Genomic DNA, 17,661 nt, shown 5'->3' with positions numbered 1-17,661 from the left:
CTGCCCGTCCTGGACCCGTCGTGGACCGACGTCACCGATCGCGAGGTGGCCGATCGCGAGTTCGACGCGACCTCGGCGCACTTCGCGAGCCAGCCTGTTCGGATTCGATCGCTGATGTTGTGGATGTTGGCGGTCCTGGTCGTCGCGGGCGGACTGATCGGCATTGCGAACCTGCGGGCCGTTGCCCCCGAGGCCGGCGCGCAACCGGCGGGTGTGGTCGAGGTGCACGACGGAGCTGTCGTCGAGTACACGCCCGGCAGATGACCACCGGCCCCGTCGGGTTCGAGAAGACTGAGTATCCTCGACAGACTGCCCCGATGTGCGTGCTCGTCGTCGGAGCATCGGCTACGACGGAGGATCCCTCATGCATTGCCCGTTCTGCAGGCATCCCGACTCACGCGTGGTCGACTCGCGTGAGATGGACGAGGGGCAAGCAATCCGGCGGCGTCGCTCCTGCCCTGAGTGCGGTCGTCGATTCACGACTGTCGAGGCTGCCGTGCTCGCAGTCGTGAAGCGCAGCGGCGTCACCGAGCCGTTCAGCCGCGAGAAAGTCGTCAAGGGAGTCCGACGTGCCTGCCAGGGCAGAGATGTCGACAACGACGCGCTGAACCTGCTGGCACAGCAGGTCGAGGACGCCATCCGTGCAGCGGGATCCGCGGAGATCCCCAGCAACGAAGTGGGGTTGGCCATACTCGGTCCGCTCCGCGATCTGGACGAAGTGGCTTACCTGCGCTTCGCTTCCGTCTACCGCTCGTTCAGCTCGGCCGAGGACTTCGAGAAGGAAATCCACGAACTGCGCAAGCACCGCGAGTCCGCCGACATCGACTGACAGTCCCGCCCGTCAACGACTCTGGTCCGAGATCGCCTTCTCGATGCGCTTCTCCGATACCGGATACGCCGTGCGAATGCCCTGGGCGAACAGTCCGACGCGCAGTTCCTCGATCATCCAGAACAGCTCCTGTACCCCGGAACTGTTCTTTCTGCTTTCCGGAAGCGAATCCAACAGTCGTCCGTACGAGGCGTACACCCGATCGAGTACGTCCATCGCCGCCGCGTCCCGGCCTGCACTGCTCGGCAGCGTCGCCAACCGCTTCGTCGCAGCGGCCAGATAGCGCGGCAGGTCCGCCAATCTGCGAGAACCGAACTCGGTGACGAACCCGCGAAAGATCAAGCCGTCGAGCTGTTCCCGAACATCGTCCGCCGGCTCACCCGAGGAGGAGTGCAGTTGCGCGGACAGTGCCAGGGCAGCGGTCAACACCGGGCGAACCAGGGCCAGCACCGCGGCGGTACGCTGCGGAACCTCCGCGTCGACGAGTGCCCTGAGCTTGTCGAAGGCCTCGGGATCGCGTACCGGTCCACCGTGCGCATCCATCGCTTCCTCGACCGCCAGAGCCCGGCATTCTTCGAGGAGCGCATCGACTCCGCCGTACGGATTCTGGCCCAGGGCAAGGCGTTCGGCGGTCGGTAGTCCGGCCAGCAATGCCTTGGTTCCCTTCGGTGCCGTCGACAGCAGCAGGGCTCGGGTTCCCGACCGCATCGCGGCCCGCGCCTCGGCGGGGGTGCTGAGGACCCGCACCGCGACGCCCGGTCCCTCGGGTACCAACGCCGGGTAGCCGGTGACCTTCTGTCCGGCCACTTCTCTGGTGACCGTCGACTCCAACCGGCCGAGCGTGCCCGAAGTCCAGGCCAGCGAGGGCGCGCGTTCCGCGTCACCCACCGCACTCGCCACCTGGCGACCGACCTCCCCGGACAGTTCGGTGCGCAGAACGGTCAGATCCTTGTTGCTGCCCAACACCTTTCCGGACGGGTCGACGGCCGCGAACGTCATCCTCAGGTGCTCGGGCAGTGCCGCAACATCGAAGTCCTTCGCCGTGATGTGGCACTGCGCAGCCCGAGACAGCTCACGTGCCAAGGCCGTCACCAGAGTTTCCGCGCGCGGCTTCATGACCGCCAACGCCGCGGCCGCGAAGTCGGGAGCCGGGACGACGTTGCGGCGCAGTGCCTTCGGCAGTGTCTTGATCAGAGCGGTCACCAACTCGCCGCGCATCCCCGGGACCAGCCAGTCGAAGCCCACCGGCTGTACCTGAGCGAGCAGCGCGATCGGAATACGAGCGGTGACTCCGTCGGCCGCGGTGCCCGGCTCGAACTGATACGTCAGGGGGAACTGGATCTCGCCCTGTCGCCATGCGTCGGGATACGCCCCGGTCAGTACCGAGGCCGCGTCGGAGTTGACGACGGTGTCGGTGGTGAAGTCGAGTAGGTGCGGGTCCTGTCTGCGGGCCTTCTTCCACCAGGTGTCGAAGTGCCTCGCCGACACCGCCTCCGGGGCGATGCGTGCGTCGTAGAAGTCGAAGAGAGCATCGTCGTCGACCACGATGTCTCGTCGCCGTGCGCGATGTTCGAGTTCACCCACGTCGTCGAGCAGAGCCCGGTTCTTGTGGAAGAACGCGTGCTGGGTCTTCCATTCACCCTCCACCAGCGCATGTCTGATGAACAGCTCTCGGGACGCCTCGGCGTCGATGCGGTGGTAGTTCACCGGACGTTGCGTCACCAACGGAATGCCGTACAGCGTCACCCGTTCGTAGGCCATCGCCGATTCCCGCTTGATGGACCAGTGCGGTTCCGAGTACGTCCGCTTGACCAGGTGCGGTGCCAACCGCTCGGCCCACTCTGGCTCGATGCGAGCAGCCATCCGGCCCCACAGGCGTCCGGTCTCGACCAGTTCGGCGGCCATGACCCAGCGCGGGGGCTTCTTGAACAGACCCGACCCGGGGAAGATGGCGAAGTGAGCTCCGCGCGCGCCGAGGAACTCGCGCTTGTCGCCCTCCCTGAGGCCGACGTGCGAGAGCAGTCCGGACAGTAGCGACTGATGCAGTGCGGTCTCGGTGGAGTCGCGTCGGGCACCGTCCACCCGAGCCCGCGGGTGATCTGACGCAGCTGGCCGTGCAGATCCTGCCACTCGCGAATCCGTAGATAGTGCAGGAACTCGGTGCGGCACATGCGTCGGAACTGGTTGGAGGACAATTCGTTCCGCTGTTCGCGCAGATAGGTCCAGAGCTTCACGTACGCGAGGAAGTCGGAGTTCTCCACCGCGAAACGCGCATGCTTCTCGTCCGCCGCTTGCTGATGCTCGGCCGGCCGCTCCCGAACGTCCTGAATCGACAAGGCGGCCACGACCACCAACGCGTCGCGCAGAGAGCCGTTGCCGTTGGCCTCGACGAGCATCCGCGCCATCCGAGGATCGACCGGTAGTGCCGAGAGTTCACGGCCGATGGGGGTGAGCTCCGCGGTGCCGTCCTTGGTGGCAGGTTTGAGCGCCCCGAGTTCCTCGAGCAGTCCGATGCCGTCCCTGATGCTGCGCGGATCGGGCGGTTCGACGAACGGGAACGCATCGATCTTGCCCAGCCCGAGTGCGGTCATCTGCAGGATCACGACGCCAGGTTGGTACGCAGAATCTCCGGCTCGGTGAACTGCGGACGCGACTCGAAATCCTCTTCGGAATACAACCGGATGCAGATGCCGTCGGCAACGCGGCCACAGCGGCCGGCCCGCTGCCGCGCCGATGCCTGGGAGATCGGCTCGATGGGGAGCCGCTGAACCTTGGTTCGCAACGAGTATCGCGAGATTCGGGCCGTACCCGGGTCCACCACGTAGCGGATGCCGGGGACCGTCAGCGACGTCTCCGCAACGTTCGTCGAGAGCACCACGCGCCTGCCCGAGTGCGGTGAGAACACTCGATGCTGCTCGGCCGCAGAGAGTCTCGCGTACAGCGGAACGATCTCGGTGTTGCGCAGATTGCGGTCGTTCAACGCATCGGCGGTGTCGCGAATCTCGCGTTCCCCCGACAGAAATACAAGAATGTCGCCGTCGCCCTCGGCCATCAGCTCGTCGACGGCTGGCAGGTCGCGTCGACGGGGTCGAGGTCGATCGTCGTGTCTCCGGCGTCGACAGTCAGTGGTCGATAGCGCATTTCGACCGGGAACGTGCGGCCGGAGACCTCGATGATCGGCGCGGGCACGCCGTCCCGTGCGAAGTGCTGAGCGAACCGTTCGGGATCGATCGTCGCCGAGGTGATGACGATCTTCAGGTCGGGTCTGCGGGGGAGAAGCTGCGCGAGGTAGCCCAGGATGAAGTCGATGTTGAGGCTGCGCTCGTGGGCCTCGTCGATGATCAGGGTGTCGTACTGACGGAGCAGTCTGTCTCGCTGGATCTCCGCCAGCAGGATGCCGTCGGTCATCAGCTTGACGAGGGTCGAATCCGAGGACTGGTCGGTGAATCTCACCTTGTAGCCGATGGATTCACCCAGTGGTTCGCCCACCTCCTCGGCGATGCGCTCGGCCACGGTACGCGCGGCGAGCCGACGGGGCTGCGTGTGACCGATCGAGCCCCGGATCCCGCGCCCCAGTTCGAGGCAGATCTTGGGAATCTGAGTGGTCTTGCCGGATCCGGTCTCGCCGGCGACGATGACCACCTGGTGCTCGGCGATGGCCGCTGCGATGTCGTCCTTGCGAAGACTGACCGGAAGTGACTCGGGAAATTCGAGGGTGGGGACCGCAGCTCGGCGATTGGCGACCACGGTTTCGGCGCGGGCGATGTCGCGGTCGAGAGCGGCGAATGCGTCGTCGGTGCGAGCCTTGTCCAGTCGTCGCCGCAGCCGGTTCTCGTCGCGGATGGTGACCTGGGCCAGACGTGTGGCGAGAGCGCGACGCTGAACGGACGGATTCGAGGTAGACATACTCGGACCAGGATATCCGTATCGGCAGTGCCGCCGAATGCAGGCCGTGACTGTGCCAGGATCGCCGCATGAGCATCTCGCAGGATGTGACCGGCCCAGCGCGCACTCCCGTACCGATCAGGACGTTGCGCGTGCTGTTCGCAGTGCTCACTGCCTCGGCACTGATCTCGATCGTCGTGGACGGTCTCGCGTCCCCGACGTTCTCGTTGGCCAACTATTTCAGCTACTTCACCGTCATGAGCAACGTGCTGACGGTGCTGGTGTTGACGGTTGGGGGTGTCATCGATCCACGGGCAGCACACTGGCAGCTCATCCGTGGTGCCGTCACCCTGTACATGGTCATCACCGGAATCATCTACGCAGTACTGCTGGCGAACATCGATGTGGGCGTGGCGGATCCGTGGACGAACAACGTGGTGCATCGCATCATGCCCGTCGTCCTGCTGATCGACTGGATCCTCACACCACCGCGACGGCAGATCTCGGAATCGCGCAGCCTGACATGGCTGCTGTTTCCGCTTCTCTACGGGATCTACACTCTCGTCCGTGGGCCCGTTGTCGATTGGTATCCCTACCCGTTTCTCGACCCACGGGTCCAGGGCTACCTCGCGCTCGTGATCGGCTTGCTGGTTCTCACCGTCGCCTTCGCGCTGATGGCTCTTGCGGTCGGTGCACTCGGGCGGATCGCCGGACGGTGGAGGTACGGATCGGGCTCGGCCGGATCCACGTGACTACTGTGTACCGCATGTCTTCTGCCACCGGAACCACACACTCTTCCGCGCTCTGGCACGGCTTCGCGACATGGGTGCCGTCACGGCCGGCGGCCCGTTCGTCGTCTCTCGCGGTGAGGGTGCCTACATCTACGACCACGCGGGTACCGAGTACCTCGACGCGACCGCGGGCCTGTGGTTCACCAATGTCGGCCACGGCCGTCGTGAGATCGCCGACGCCGTTGCGACGCAGTTGAGCTCGATCGCTCACTACTCGAACTTCGGCGACTTCGTACCCGAGACCACACTCGCGCTCGCCGATCGTCTCGCCGCGATCGCCCCGGTACCGGGCAGCAAGATCTTCTTCACCTCGGGTGGCTCGGACTCCATCGATACCGCCGCGAAACTCGCGCGGCGCTACTGGGTGGAAATGGGTCGACCGAGCAAGAAACTGATCGTCGGTCGGCAGAAGGCCTACCACGGGATGCATGTCGCGGGGACTGCTCTCGCCGGCATTCCGGTGAACAAGGAGCACTACGGCGAGCTCATGTCCGACGCCCGAACGGTGGCGTGGGACGACGCGAAGTCTCTGCTGGCGCTGATCGAGGAGGTCGGTGCCGAGAACGTGGCCGCATTCTTCTGTGAGCCCGTCATCGGTGCAGGCGGAATCTACCTGCCGCCGGAGGGGTACCTGCGCGAGGTGCGGCAGATCTGCCGCGACAACGACGTACTGTTCGTCGCGGACGAGGTCGTCACCGGATTCGGCCGGATCGGCGGCAGCTGGTTCGCCTCCACCCGATTCGAGCTCGAACCCGACCTGATGACCACCGCCAAAGGCCTGACATCCGGATACGTACCGATGGGTGCTGTGTTCATCGCCCCGACGATCGCCGAGCCGTTCTTCGCGGGCGGCGTGTGGTGGCGGCACGGGTACACCTACGGTGGCCATGCCGGAGCGGCCGCGGCAGCGATGGCCAACCTCGACATCATCGAGCGCGAGGAACTGCTGTCACACTCGAAGCGCATCGAGCAGCGTTGCACACCCACCTCGCGCCACTGGCCGCACACGAGCGAGTGTCGGAGATCCGCAGCGGAATCGGTGCGGTTGCCGCCGTGCAGCTCGCCGACCCGGCCGAGGCATTGCCCTTCGTCAAGACGCTTCGAGCGCACGGCGTATCGAGCCGCGCGGCCGGTCAGGGTGCGATGCAGATCTCGCCGGCATTCGTGATGACCGACGCGAGATCGAAGAGCTGGCCGCGCGAATCCTCAGCGCGCTCGGCTGAACCGGAGCCTGCTCAGCAGCTGCTTACCGCGCGAGAGCGGGGGAGCAGCTGCCGGCTGCGGCTCGTCGGAGATGGCGGCAAAGCGCCGATGCAACTGATCGCGCACTTCCTCGGGCGCATACGCACGACGCTTGCGTTCGGAACGGACCACCAACGCCCCGGTAGCCGCGACACCGACCATCCCGGCGAGACCGAGGGCCTTCCACACGTTCATCCGGCCACCGTACCGTCACGAGATCTAGGGTGTGGACCATGAATCCGTCGCGAATCAGCCTCGATACCGCAGTCGAGGCCACCAGAACGGGCGACATCTGGATCTTCCGCGGACAGTCGAACGCCGATCGCGCTATCCAGGCACTGACCAACAGTCCCGTCAACCACGTCGGAATGGCCGTCGTGATCGACGACCTGCCGCCGTTGATGTGGCACGCCGAACTGGGAAAGTCGTTGCAGGACATGTGGAGCGGAAATTTTCAACGCGGCGTTCAGCTGCACGATCTGCGTGCGGCCGTCACCCAATGGGCCACGAAGTACGAACAGCGTTGTTGGCTGCGACAATTGGACGAGTCCGTGACGACAGCGCAGGAAGATGCCCTGCTGCGCACCATCGCCCGCATGGACGGAACGGCTTTCCCGACCACTGCGGCGCTGGCCGGACGGTGGTTCCGGGGCCGAGTCCCCGCACTGCGGCGCAGCGACGCGAGGGAGCCGCCCTCGAAACCGCTTACTGCGCCGAGGTGGTCGCCATGACCTACGACGCGATGGGTCTGCTCACCGGCAACAAGAAGGCCAACTGGTTCGACCCCGGCAAGTTCTGGAGCGGCGACCGGCTCCCGCTCGCCGACGGAGTTCGTCTGGGCGAGGAAATCGAAGTGGACGTACCCGTCACACGCTGATCGACGCGTCCGCCGCGGTGCGTCCGCCCAGTTCCACCCAGCCGTCGTCGACGGTGGTGTGCAACCGAGATCCGGCTCCCTGCACGATGTTCAGACTCCGACCGAGTTCGCCGGTCAGCCGGACAGCGGCAGCACCGGTCGCCTCGTCCTCGGCGATACCCATCATCGGCGCGAACATGCGCGAGCGTAGTGCGCCGTGCTCTTCGTCGGTCCAGGCCCAGACGTAGTGGTGCCCACTGTCGTACGCACTCGGGTCTGCTGCCGCCACCTCGGCCGCATCGTCGACCTGATGGAAGGTGAACTGCGGAGTCCAGTCGGCGCGGGCGCGAACCCAGGTGTGTTCGCCGTCGTAGCGGATGTTCAACGGTGCGGCAGGGACGGTGAGCACCCCGACCGGGTGGCCCTGCTCTCGGAGCCACCACGAGAGTCCGACCGTGGGATGTCCGGCGAAGGGCAGCTCCACGGCGGGGGTGTAGATGGTGGCCGAGGCCGTACCGGACTCGGAGCGATGAACGAACACCGTCTCGCTGAAGCCGAGCTCGGTGGCGAACTGCTGCCTGTCCGCCTCGTCGACGTCATCTGCGGCCACGATGCCGAGGGGGTTGCCGAATCTACCGTCGGCATCGGTGAACACTCGGACGACGGACACGTCGGTAGCCATACCCCGGACGCTTCCAAACGCCGAACGAGGGACCCGCGGCCGCGGATCCCTCGTTCGGTGAACAGATCGAGTCGAAGCTCAGACGGAGGCACCGTCGAGGATTCGGCCTGCTTCGATCGCCTGCGCGACACCCGCGACGATCGACGCGGCGCGGATGGCCTCGAAGATCGTCTCGCGGTCGACGCCCTCGGCACGCAGAGTCTTCTCGTGTGCCTCCAGGCAGTGGTTGCACCCGTTGACGGCCGACACCGCGAGCGACCACAGCTCGAAGTCGGCCTTGTCCACGCCGGGGTTGCCGATGATGTTCATGCGCAGGCCGGCGCGCAGATCGTCGTACTTACCGTCCAGGTACCCCTTGGTTCGGTAGAAGACGTTGTTCATGCCCATGATCGACGCGGCACCGAGTGCCGCGTTGTACGCCTCGGCCGACAGTGAATCGGCGGCGTCCTCGGCGATCTCCTTCAGCGTCGTTGCGGACTTCGACGCTGCGGCCACCGACAGCAGGGTGCCCCACAGCTGCTGCTCGCTGAGAACCGTGGAACGAGCGATGGAACCGAGGTTGAGCTTGAGGTCCTTGGCGTACTCGGGGACGGCGTTCTTGAGGTTGTCGATCGTCATGTCAGACGCTCGCCGTCAGCAGTTCGCCCGCGTCGATGGTGGGATCACCCTTCTTCCAGTTGCAGGCGCACAGCTCGTCGGACTGCAGGGCATCGAGAACTCGCAGGACCTCGTCCACGTTGCGTCCGACCGAGCCTGCCGTGACCGACACGAACTGGATCTCGTTGTTGGGGTCGACGATGAACGTGGCGCGGTCGGCAACGCCGTCGGCGTTGAGAACGCCAGTGGCAGAGGCCAATTCGCGCTTGAGGTCCGACAGCATGGGGAAGGGAAGCGCCTTGAGCTCGTCGTGCTGTGCTCGCCACTGGAAGTGGACGAACTCGTTGTCGACCGAAGCGCCGAGGACCTGTGCATCGCGGTCCTCGAACTCCTCGTTCAGCTTGCCGAACGCGGCGATCTCGGTGGGGCAGACGAACGTGAAGTCCTTGGGCCAGAAGAAGACGATGCGCCACTTGCCTGCGTGATCGTCACTGGTGACCGTGGTGAAGTAGTCGTCGGGCTGCTGGGCGTTCACCTTGGACAGGTCTCCGCCGATGACGGCGGTCAGGTTGTATGAAGGGAACTGGTCGCCAATTGTCAACAGTGCCATGTGGTCTCCTCGTGTCGAATGATCGCGTCGGTTCCGTATGTGAGCGGTTGGGGTCGGTGGCGTGACTGCAGCCGTGCGAGCCCGGCCGACCGGTACGAGTGTGCCAAAAATGTTGTGAAAGGTAAACGTGATGAGTGGCACTACACTCATAGGCGTGACCGATCGAAGCTATCAGCCGACCCTGTCGCATCTGCGAGCCTTCGTAGCGATCGCGCGACATCGCCATTTCGGCACTGCAGCAACGCAATCGAACATCAGCCAACCGTCTCTGTCGCAGGCCCTGGCTGCGCTCGAGCAGGGGCTGGGGGTGCAGCTGGTCGAGCGCAGCACCCGCAGGGTGTTGCTGACGTCGGCCGGCAGTCAGTTGCTCGGTCGTGCCACTGCAGCACTCGAGGCCGTGGACGGATTGGTTGCTACCGCAGCAGGATTGGGCGGTCGTCTGACCGGTGGTATCCGGCTCGGAATCATTCCCACCGTGGCGCCGTACGTGCTGCCGGCAATGCTCCCGGCCGTGCGCGCCGAGTACCCCGATCTCGTGCCGAAGATAGTGGAAGATCACACCGCCCGACTGCTCGACGCACTCCGGTCCGGTGCACTCGACGTCGCCGTTCTCGCGCTGCCCTTCGCTGATCCGGGTCTGATCGAAATACCCATGTACGCAGAGGATTTCGTGCTCGCACTCCCTGCCGAGCACGCCCTCGCGGGGCGTCGGGATCTGACGGTCACCGACCTCCGGGGCCTGCCTCTGCTCCTGCTCGACGAGGGGCACTGTCTGCGCGAGCAGACCCTGGACCTGTGCCGCTCGGTCGACATCGCGCCCGATGCGAGCGATACGCGGGCGACGTCGTTGACCACGGTGGTGCAGTGCGTTGCCGGAGGGCTCGGCCTGACGTTGCTGCCGCGCAGTGCCGTCGATGTCGAGGTCGCTCGTGCGGGCTTGTCCACCGCAGAGTTCGCGCACCCAGCTCCAGGCCGCACCATCGGTCTCGTACACCGATCCACGAGTGCGCGCTCGGCCGAATACAGTGCGCTGGCAAGTCTTCTCGCCGCCGAGGTTCGCGCCGGCAACGCAGGTGGCCTCAGCCGGGCGTGATCACGATCTCGTCGAACACGATCTCGCCCGCCGCGTCGGACTCCGGCACATCGACGACGGCGTCGAGCGACCAGCCGTGGTCCCCGTCGGGGTCCTCCAACACCTGACGCACCGTCGTGGTTTCCGCACCGACGTTCAGGGTGAACAACGCGGGGCCGCGGGCCGATGGGCCGGTCCCGATCGAGCCGTACTCGGCGAAGAACGGTTCCAGTTCCGTCTCCCAGTCCGGGCCGTCGTCGAGTTCGTCGAGCGTATTCCACTGTCGGCGCGCCGCTAGGTCCACGCGGCGGAAGATCGCGTTGCGCGCGAGAATTCGGAAGGCCCGCGGGTTGGCCGAGATCGGACGTGGCACATCGGATCCGTACGCCTCCACGAGCGCTTCCGGCTCGGCACCGGGGTCGGTCAGGTTCTCCCACTCGTCGAGCAGGCTCGAATCCACCTGCCGGACGAGCTCGCCCAGCCACTCGGTGATGTCCTGTACCTCTTCGGTTCGAGACTCCGGCGGAACCGTCTGGCGCAGTGTGCGATAGGCGTCGGCGAGATAGCGCAGGACGAGTCCCTCGGACCGCATCAAACCGTAGTGGCTGATCAATTCTGCGAACGTCATCGCGCGCTCGACCATGTCGCGCACCACGGACTTGGGTGACAGGCCGACCTCGGAGAGCCACGGGTGGGTGCCCCGATAGATCTCGAACGCCGGAACGAGCAGCTCTGCAAGAGGTTTCGGCCACGTGACCTCCTCGAGCAGCTCCATTCGCTCGTCGTACTCGATGCCGTCGGCCTTCATCTGCGACACCGCTTCGCCGCGCGCGGCGTGTTGCTGCGCCATCAGGATCTGACGCGGATCGTCGAGGGTCGATTCGATGATCGACACCACATCGAGGGCATGGGTCGGTGATTCGGCGTCGAGCAGATCGAAGGACGCGACCGCGAACGTCGACAGCGGCTGATTGAGCGCGAAGTCCGGTTGCAGGTCCACCGTCAGTCGAGCGTGTCGACCGTCGGCGTCCGGCTCGTCGAGTTGCTCGACGATGCCCGCATCGACCAGACCGCGGTAGAGCGAGAGTGCCCGCAGGATGTGCTTGCGCTGAGCGGGCCGGGTCTCGTGATTGTCCTCGAGCAGGTGGCGCATGGCATGAAAGCAATTGCCCGGCCGGGCAATGACATTGAGCAGCATGGCGTTGCTCACCGAGAATCGGGACGTGAGCGGCTCCGGGCTTGCGGCAATGATCCGCTCGAACGTCGGCTCGCCCCACGAGACGAAACCGTCGGGTGCCTTCTTGCGCTGCACGCGCTTGAGCTTCTTCGGATCGTCGCCTGCCTTGGCCACCAGACGCGCGTTCTCGATGTCGTGTTCGGGGGCCTCGACCACAACGGTGCCGAGGGTGTCGTAACCGGCGCGTCCCGCGCGGCCCGCGATCTGGTGGAACTCGCGGGCCCGGAGCTTGCGAGTTCGAATGCCGTCGTACTTGGTCAGGCCGGTGAACAACACGGTACGAATGGGGACGTTGATGCCCACCCCCAACGTGTCCGTTCCACAGATCACCTTGAGCAGGCCGTCCTGCGCCAACTTCTCGACCAGCCGTCGATACTTGGGAAGCATGCCTGCGTGGTGCACCCCGATGCCGTGCCGAACCAGCCTCGACAGGGTCTTCCCGAAACCGGTGGTGAAGCGGAAGGCACCGATGGCCTCGGCTATCTCGGCCTTCTCCTGCTTGGACGCGACGTTGACGCTCGTCAGCGCCTGGGCTCGTTCGAGTGCCGCGGCCTGCGTGAAATGCACGACGTACACCGGCGCAAGATGCGTTTCCACCAGTTCTTCGATGGTCTCGCTGATCGGAGTGGTGACGTACGAGAACATCAGCGGAACCGGCCGTTCGGTGCCCGAGACGACGGTGGTCGTGCGTCCGGTGCGTCGGGTCAGATCGTCCCGGAAGAACGAGACGTCGCCCAGCGTCGCAGACATCAACAGGAACTGCGCGTGCGGCAGCTCGATCAACGGCACCTGCCAGGCCCACCCTCGATCGGGCTCGGAGTAGTAGTGGAACTCGTCCATGATCACCTGGCCGATATCGGAGCCGGCACCTTGACGCAGGGCGAGGTTCGCGACGATCTCGGCGGTGGCGCAGATGATCGGTGCACCGGAATTGACCGACGCGTCGCCGGTCATCATGCCGACGTTCTGGGCGCCGAAGATCTCGCACAGGGCGAAGAACTTCTCGCTGACGAGTGCCTTGATCGGCGCGGTGTAGAAGCTGCGAATGCCTGCGGCCATCGCCGCGTAATGGGCTCCGATGGCCACCATCGACTTACCCGACCCGGTCGGCGTCGCGAGGATGACGTTGGAGCCGGAGACCAGCTCGATGAGAGCTTCCTCCTGTGCGGGATACAGGGTCAGGCCGCGATCGGCAGTCCAGGTGGTGAACGTGTCGAACAGGACGTCCGGATCCACGCCGTCGGACCCAGCGGCGGCGGCATCGGGAATCAGTTCGGTGAGAAGCACCCCTACAGGCTATGTGGGATCGACGGCCGGACCCGCATCGACACCGCGCCCGGCGAAGGCGAGTCGACGCGTCAGGTGGCGCTGCGTTCGTCCGAGCCCATGGCTCCGAGCACCGCGAGCGCGTACTCGCGCTGCCGGTGATCATGTCCTCGCCGACACCGGTGATGAGCAGGTTGCGCCACCGCACCTCGTCGAACGTCAACGACGGTGTGGAATCGATGAAGTCCTCCACGACCTGCAGGAAGCGCATCGGATCGTCTCGGAACGGGAAGTGTCCGGAATTCTCGAACACCTCCAACGTGGAACCGGGCATGGCCGAGTGAGCGAGGCGAGCATGGCTGACCGGAATCACCGAGTCCTGGTCACCCCAGACGAGCAGAACCGGCAGGTTTTCGGTCAGATAACACCGGTCCAGCATCGTGACCACCTGGCCGCGCCAGTCGACGACGGCGCGCAGGGTCCGCAGATACGCCTCGTACGTCGTCGGAGCCGGGAGCTCGCTCAGCACTCGGATCAGATCCGGAGTGTCGTGCAGAAGCGCCCCGGGGCGCAGGGGAGAGCTGTGCAGTTTGCTCAGCAGGCCACCCGCCAATTTGACCGCGGGGATCGCGCCGGGCAGGCGGAGCAGTTTGACCGCCTCGCTGAGAAACGGCATGGACGCCAGTCGAAGAATGGGATGTACGTCCTTGGTGACGCCACCGGAGGACACCAGAGCCAACCTGTCGACCATGCCCGGGAACTGGTAAGCGAACTGCATGGCGACGCCGCCGCCCAGTGAGTGACCGACGACGGTGACGTGTTCGATACCCAGCACCGAGAGCAGGTCACGCATGCCGTTTGCGTACGCGGCGACGGAGTAGTCCGCACGCGGTTTGTCCGAGCGACCGTGCCCGAGCAGATCCGGCGCGATGACGGTGTAGTTCTTCGCGAGGTGCGGGATGACCTCGTTCCACGTCTCGGAGTTGTCGCCGATCCCGTGGATCAACAGCAACACCGGACCTTCACCGGCCATCCGGAATGCCCGCCGGTATCCGTGAATGGTCCGGAAGATCAGCCGTGGCTCTTCGTCGGGAACCGGGCGGAGCTTACGACTGCGCGGATTGGTGCTCATCTGCGCCTCCTGAAATTCCCTGGTGCACCGCGCGCGGCGATACAGAACGGCGACGCCGTGCACGAGTGTGTAGACGTACGTACCGGAGTACGTGTTGCTACGACTCTTGCACGAGATGACGCTCGGGGCAGAACATCGAGCGTATTTGCGGTTACAGGTATGTTTCGATCGGCCCGGGCTGTCCGATATGCCCGCCCGAGCGATCGTCTTCTGTGACCACTCACACTGTTACTGCTCGGTGGTGCCGTCTCCCTCGTCGAGACCGGCCTGCTCGGCGAGGAAGCGCTCGAACTCGGCACCGAGCTCGTCGCCGCTCGGCAGTGGCTCGTCACTGGCCAACAGCGTCGACTGCTGTTCCTGCGCGGCAACGTAGGTGTCGTACTGACGCTCGAGTGCCTGCACCACCGACTGGACCTCTTCGTTTCCGGTGATGTGCTCGTTCACCTGCTCCCGAACCCGCGCCGCAGCTTCACCCAGCGCGGCCAGCGGTAGATCCAACTCGGCGGCCTCGCCGACGTTCTCGAGCAGCGTTTCGGCTGCACCGGGGTAGTCCGTCTGGGCGAGGTAGTGCGGGACGTGCACCGAGAAGCCCATCGACTCGTGACCGTGCTGCGCCATCCGAAGCTCGAGCAGGGACGAGGCGCTGCCGGGCACCCGCAGGTCACCTGCCAGCTGTTGCCCTCCTTGACCAGATCCTTGTCGCTGGCGTGGGCCGTCACACCGAGTGGCCGGGTGTGCGGAATGGCCATCGGGATCGACCCGAGACCGATGGTTCTACGGACGCCGAGCTGTTCGGCGAGCAGGCGCACAGCGGTGGTGAACTTCTCCCACCGCAGATCCGGTTCCATACCGGCCAGCAACAGGAACGGCGTGCCGGTTCGATCCTTGACGGCATAGAGGTTCAGTTCGGGAGCGTCGTAGTCCGAGAAATGATCGGACTTGAACGTCATCGTCGGCCGACGGGACCGGTAGTCGATCAACTCGTCTACATCGAACGATGCGACCAGCTCCGATTCCAGGCTCTCGCGCAGGTGAGTCGTCGCCAACTTCACCGCGTGACCTGCGTCGGAGAAGCCCTCCAGGCCGTGCACGAGGACGGGTCCGACACCGTCGTTGGAGAAGATTTGCGGTGCCGGAAACTCCAGCTCGTACATCTTCGACTGTTCGGTCATGGCCTGGCCCCTTTCGGATCGACTCGTCGGTACCTCGACGCGAGATTCGAGCCAGAATACGCCGACCCTCGGCTCGCGCCGTGTACGCGCCGACGTCGAACGTGGCGAATCACTACACGAGAAGAACAACCGACTGCCCGCCGTTCATTCCCCGACAGTCGTTCGACCTGCCGTCCGGTCAGCGGTCGAAGTTGGCCAGCGCACGGATCTTGTTGGTGACATCGAGGGCTGCGACCTTGTATGCCTCGGACAGCGTCGGGTAGTTGAACACGGCATCGACGAGGTAGTCGACGGTGCCGCCGCACCCCATCACCGCCTGCCCGATGTGCACCAGATCCGTCGCACCCGACCCGAAGATGTGAACGCCGAGTATCGACCGGTCCTCGGTGGAGACGAGCAACTTCAACATCCCGTACGAGTCACCGGCGATCTGACCCCGAGCGAGTTCGCGGTACCTCGACACCCCGACCTCGTAGGGGATCGATCCCTTCGTCAGGTCGACCTCCGTGGCTCCGACGTACGAGACCTCGGGAATGGAGTAGATGCCGATGGGCTGCACGTCGGTCAGCTTGGCGCTCGACTCGCCGAACGCGTGGTAGGCCGCCAACCTGCCCTGATCCATCGACGTCGCAGCCAACGCCGGAAATCCGATGACATCTCCGACCGCGTAGATGTGATCGACCTTGGTCTGGAAATGCTCGTCGACGAAGATGCGACCGCGCGCGTCGGACTCGAGACCGGCGTTCTCGAGTTCGAGCGCCGTCGTCAGACCCTGGCGACCGGCCGAGTACATCACCGTCTCCGCCGGGATCCTCTTGCCGCTGGCAAGCGTCGTCACCGTTCCGTTCGGGCCGACGTCGACAGCGGTCACCGCCTCCCCGAAGCGGAAGGTCACCGCGAGATCGCGGAGGTGGAACTGCAACGACTCGATGATCTCGCGATCGCAGAAGTCGAGCATCGAATCGCGCTTCTCGACGACGGTGACCTTCGTTCCCAGAGCAGCGAACATCGACGCGTACTCGATTCCGATGACACCGGCCCCGACGACGACCATCGACGCCGGAATGAATTCGAGGTTGAGGATTCCGTCCGAGTCGAGCACTCGGTAGTCGTCGAATGCGACGTCGGCCGGACGGGCGGGAGCGGTGCCGGTGGCGATCACGACGTTGGCGGCCTTGACGGTGATGCGTTCACCTCGCGACTCGTCCTCGATCACGATGGTGTGCGCGTCGAGGAACTTGCCGACACCGGTGATCAACTCGATGCGGTTGCGGAGCAGTTGCGAACGCACCACCTCGATCTCCTTGCCGATCACGTGCTGGGTTCGGGCCAGCAGATCGGCCGGAGTGATATCGGCCTTCACCCGGTAGCTGGCCCCGTACAGCTCACGTTGATTCATGCCCGTGAGATACAGAACGGCCTCGCGTAGCGTCTTGGACGGAATGGTGCCGGTGTTGACGCAGACCCCGCCGAGCATGTGGCCCTTCTCCACGATCGCCACCCGCTTGCCGAGCTTCGCAGCCGCAATGGCCGCCTTCTGGCCTCCGGGGCCGGAGCCGATGACCACCAGGTCGTACTCCATGGGTTCAGACATTCGTCATAGGTACCGCTCGCACGCAAAGACTGCGTGCCCACCCGGTCACAACCTTGTGAACTCCACGATTCGGTGCGTCGAACCCATGCAGATGTCGCCACGTACTGATGCGTTGTGCGAGGCTGAACACAGCACGAAACACCCGATTTACAGTGGAGGAACACATGCCGCAGCAGGTCCGCGCCGTCGTCGCCAAGAGCAAGGGCGAGCCCGTCGCCATCGAGACGATCACCATCCCCGATCCCGGGCCCAACGAGGTCATCGTGAAGATCCAGGCCTGCGGGGTGTGCCACACCGACCTGCACTATCGCGAAGGCGGCATCAACGACGAGTTCCCGTTCCTGCTCGGACACGAGGCAGCCGGAATCGTCGAGACCATCGGCGACCGCGTCGAGCACGTCGAGGTCGGAGACTTCGTCGTACTGAACTGGCGCGCCGTGTGCGGCGAATGTCGAGCCTGCAAGCGCGGCACCCCGTGGTACTGCTTCGACACCCACAACGCAGCCAGAAGATGACCCTCGAGGACGGCACCGAGCTGACACCGGCTCTGGGCATCGGCGCATTCGCCGAGAAGACCCTGGTGCACGAGGGCCAGTGCACCAAGGTCGCCGCAGACGCCGATCCCGCCGTCGTCGGACTGCTCGGCTGTGGAGTGATGGCCGGGCTGGGCGCGGCGATGAACACCGGCAACGTCTC

Annotated in this window: 10 protein-coding genes and 6 pseudogenes; 7 read left to right on the top strand and 9 right to left on the bottom strand. The window is 65.1% G+C overall.

The window, feature by feature from the left end; genetic code table 11:
• Positions 1 to 264: hypothetical protein (locus RHBS_RS28960; RefSeq protein WP_236745374.1), on the top strand; the 264-nt coding region annotated here is incomplete at its 5' end.
• Between the two features lie 100 nt (positions 265 to 364).
• Complete coding sequence (gene nrdR / locus RHBS_RS12125) at positions 365 to 829, top strand: transcriptional regulator NrdR (RefSeq protein WP_008716872.1); 465 nt, start codon at positions 365 to 367, stop codon at positions 827 to 829.
• A gap of 12 nt (positions 830 to 841) precedes the next feature.
• Here nrdR and hrpA read toward each other — a convergent pair.
• Positions 842 to 4,735, bottom strand: a pseudogene (hrpA, locus tag RHBS_RS12120) (ATP-dependent RNA helicase HrpA).
• 68 nt (positions 4,736 to 4,803) lie between these two features.
• Between hrpA and RHBS_RS12115 the strand changes: the two are divergent.
• Both RHBS_RS12115 and RHBS_RS12110 read left to right on the top strand, forming a co-directional pair.
• Positions 4,804 to 5,466, top strand: coding sequence for a Pr6Pr family membrane protein (locus tag RHBS_RS12115; protein ID WP_128645656.1), 663 nt, complete (start codon positions 4,804 to 4,806; stop codon positions 5,464 to 5,466).
• Positions 5,467 to 5,480: 14 nt separating this feature from the next.
• Positions 5,481 to 6,728: pseudogene (locus tag RHBS_RS12110) on the top strand (aspartate aminotransferase family protein).
• Here the strand turns inward: RHBS_RS12110 and RHBS_RS12105 are convergent.
• Entirely contained in the window at positions 6,712 to 6,942 is a 231-nt protein-coding gene (locus RHBS_RS12105; RefSeq protein WP_128645655.1) for a hypothetical protein, read from the bottom strand. The pseudogene RHBS_RS12110 and the gene RHBS_RS12105 overlap by 17 nt on opposite strands.
• Positions 6,943 to 6,980: 38 nt before the next feature.
• Between RHBS_RS12105 and RHBS_RS12100 the strand changes: the two are divergent.
• Positions 6,981 to 7,624, top strand: a pseudogene (locus RHBS_RS12100) (hypothetical protein).
• Here RHBS_RS12100 and RHBS_RS12095 read toward each other — a convergent pair.
• From RHBS_RS12095 to RHBS_RS12085, 3 genes are all read right to left on the bottom strand, one after another.
• On the bottom strand, positions 7,614 to 8,285 hold the full coding sequence (locus tag RHBS_RS12095) for a PhzF family phenazine biosynthesis protein (protein WP_128645654.1): 672 nt from the start codon (positions 8,283 to 8,285) through the stop codon (positions 7,614 to 7,616). The pseudogene RHBS_RS12100 and the gene RHBS_RS12095 overlap by 11 nt on opposite strands.
• Before the next feature lie 78 nt (positions 8,286 to 8,363).
• Entirely contained in the window at positions 8,364 to 8,903 is a 540-nt protein-coding gene (locus RHBS_RS12090) for a carboxymuconolactone decarboxylase family protein (RefSeq protein ID WP_121870042.1), read from the bottom strand.
• 1 nt (position 8,904) lies between these two features.
• On the bottom strand, positions 8,905 to 9,492 hold the full coding sequence (locus tag RHBS_RS12085; RefSeq protein WP_128645653.1) for a peroxiredoxin: 588 nt from the start codon (positions 9,490 to 9,492) through the stop codon (positions 8,905 to 8,907).
• Positions 9,493 to 9,646: 154 nt separating this feature from the next.
• Here RHBS_RS12085 and RHBS_RS12080 point away from each other — a divergent pair, with 154 nt between their 5' ends.
• Positions 9,647 to 10,585, top strand: a complete 939-nt coding sequence (locus RHBS_RS12080) for a hydrogen peroxide-inducible genes activator (RefSeq protein WP_128645652.1) — start codon at positions 9,647 to 9,649, stop codon at positions 10,583 to 10,585.
• On the opposite strand, the gene RHBS_RS12075 is transcribed toward RHBS_RS12080, so the two are convergent.
• The 4 genes and pseudogenes from RHBS_RS12075 to sthA all read right to left on the bottom strand — a co-directional run bounded on the left by RHBS_RS12075 (position 10,572) and on the right by sthA (position 16,965).
• The gene (locus tag RHBS_RS12075) at positions 10,572 to 13,088 is read right to left on the bottom strand and encodes an RNA helicase (protein WP_128645651.1); all 2,517 of its coding nucleotides are present in this window, start codon (positions 13,086 to 13,088) and stop codon (positions 10,572 to 10,574) included. The genes RHBS_RS12080 and RHBS_RS12075 overlap by 14 nt on opposite strands.
• Positions 13,089 to 13,159: 71 nt before the next feature.
• Positions 13,160 to 14,199: pseudogene (locus RHBS_RS12070) on the bottom strand (alpha/beta fold hydrolase).
• A 228-nt stretch (positions 14,200 to 14,427) separates the two neighbouring features.
• Positions 14,428 to 15,371, bottom strand: a pseudogene (locus RHBS_RS12065) (proteasome assembly chaperone family protein).
• Between the two features lie 178 nt (positions 15,372 to 15,549).
• Complete coding sequence (sthA, locus tag RHBS_RS12060) at positions 15,550 to 16,965, bottom strand: Si-specific NAD(P)(+) transhydrogenase (RefSeq protein WP_128645650.1); 1,416 nt, start codon at positions 16,963 to 16,965, stop codon at positions 15,550 to 15,552.
• A 164-nt stretch (positions 16,966 to 17,129) separates the two neighbouring features.
• Between sthA and RHBS_RS12055 the strand changes: the two are divergent.
• Positions 17,130 to 17,661 (top strand): annotated as a pseudogene (locus tag RHBS_RS12055) (alcohol dehydrogenase catalytic domain-containing protein); the annotation flags it as partial.

Origin of the sequence: Rhodococcus sp. BS-15, assembly GCF_000813105.1 — a bacterium.
GTDB lineage: Bacteria > Actinomycetota > Actinomycetes > Mycobacteriales > Mycobacteriaceae > Rhodococcoides.
Note: the sequence above shows the minus strand (reverse complement) of the source record. Positions and strands in the feature narration are given on the sequence as shown.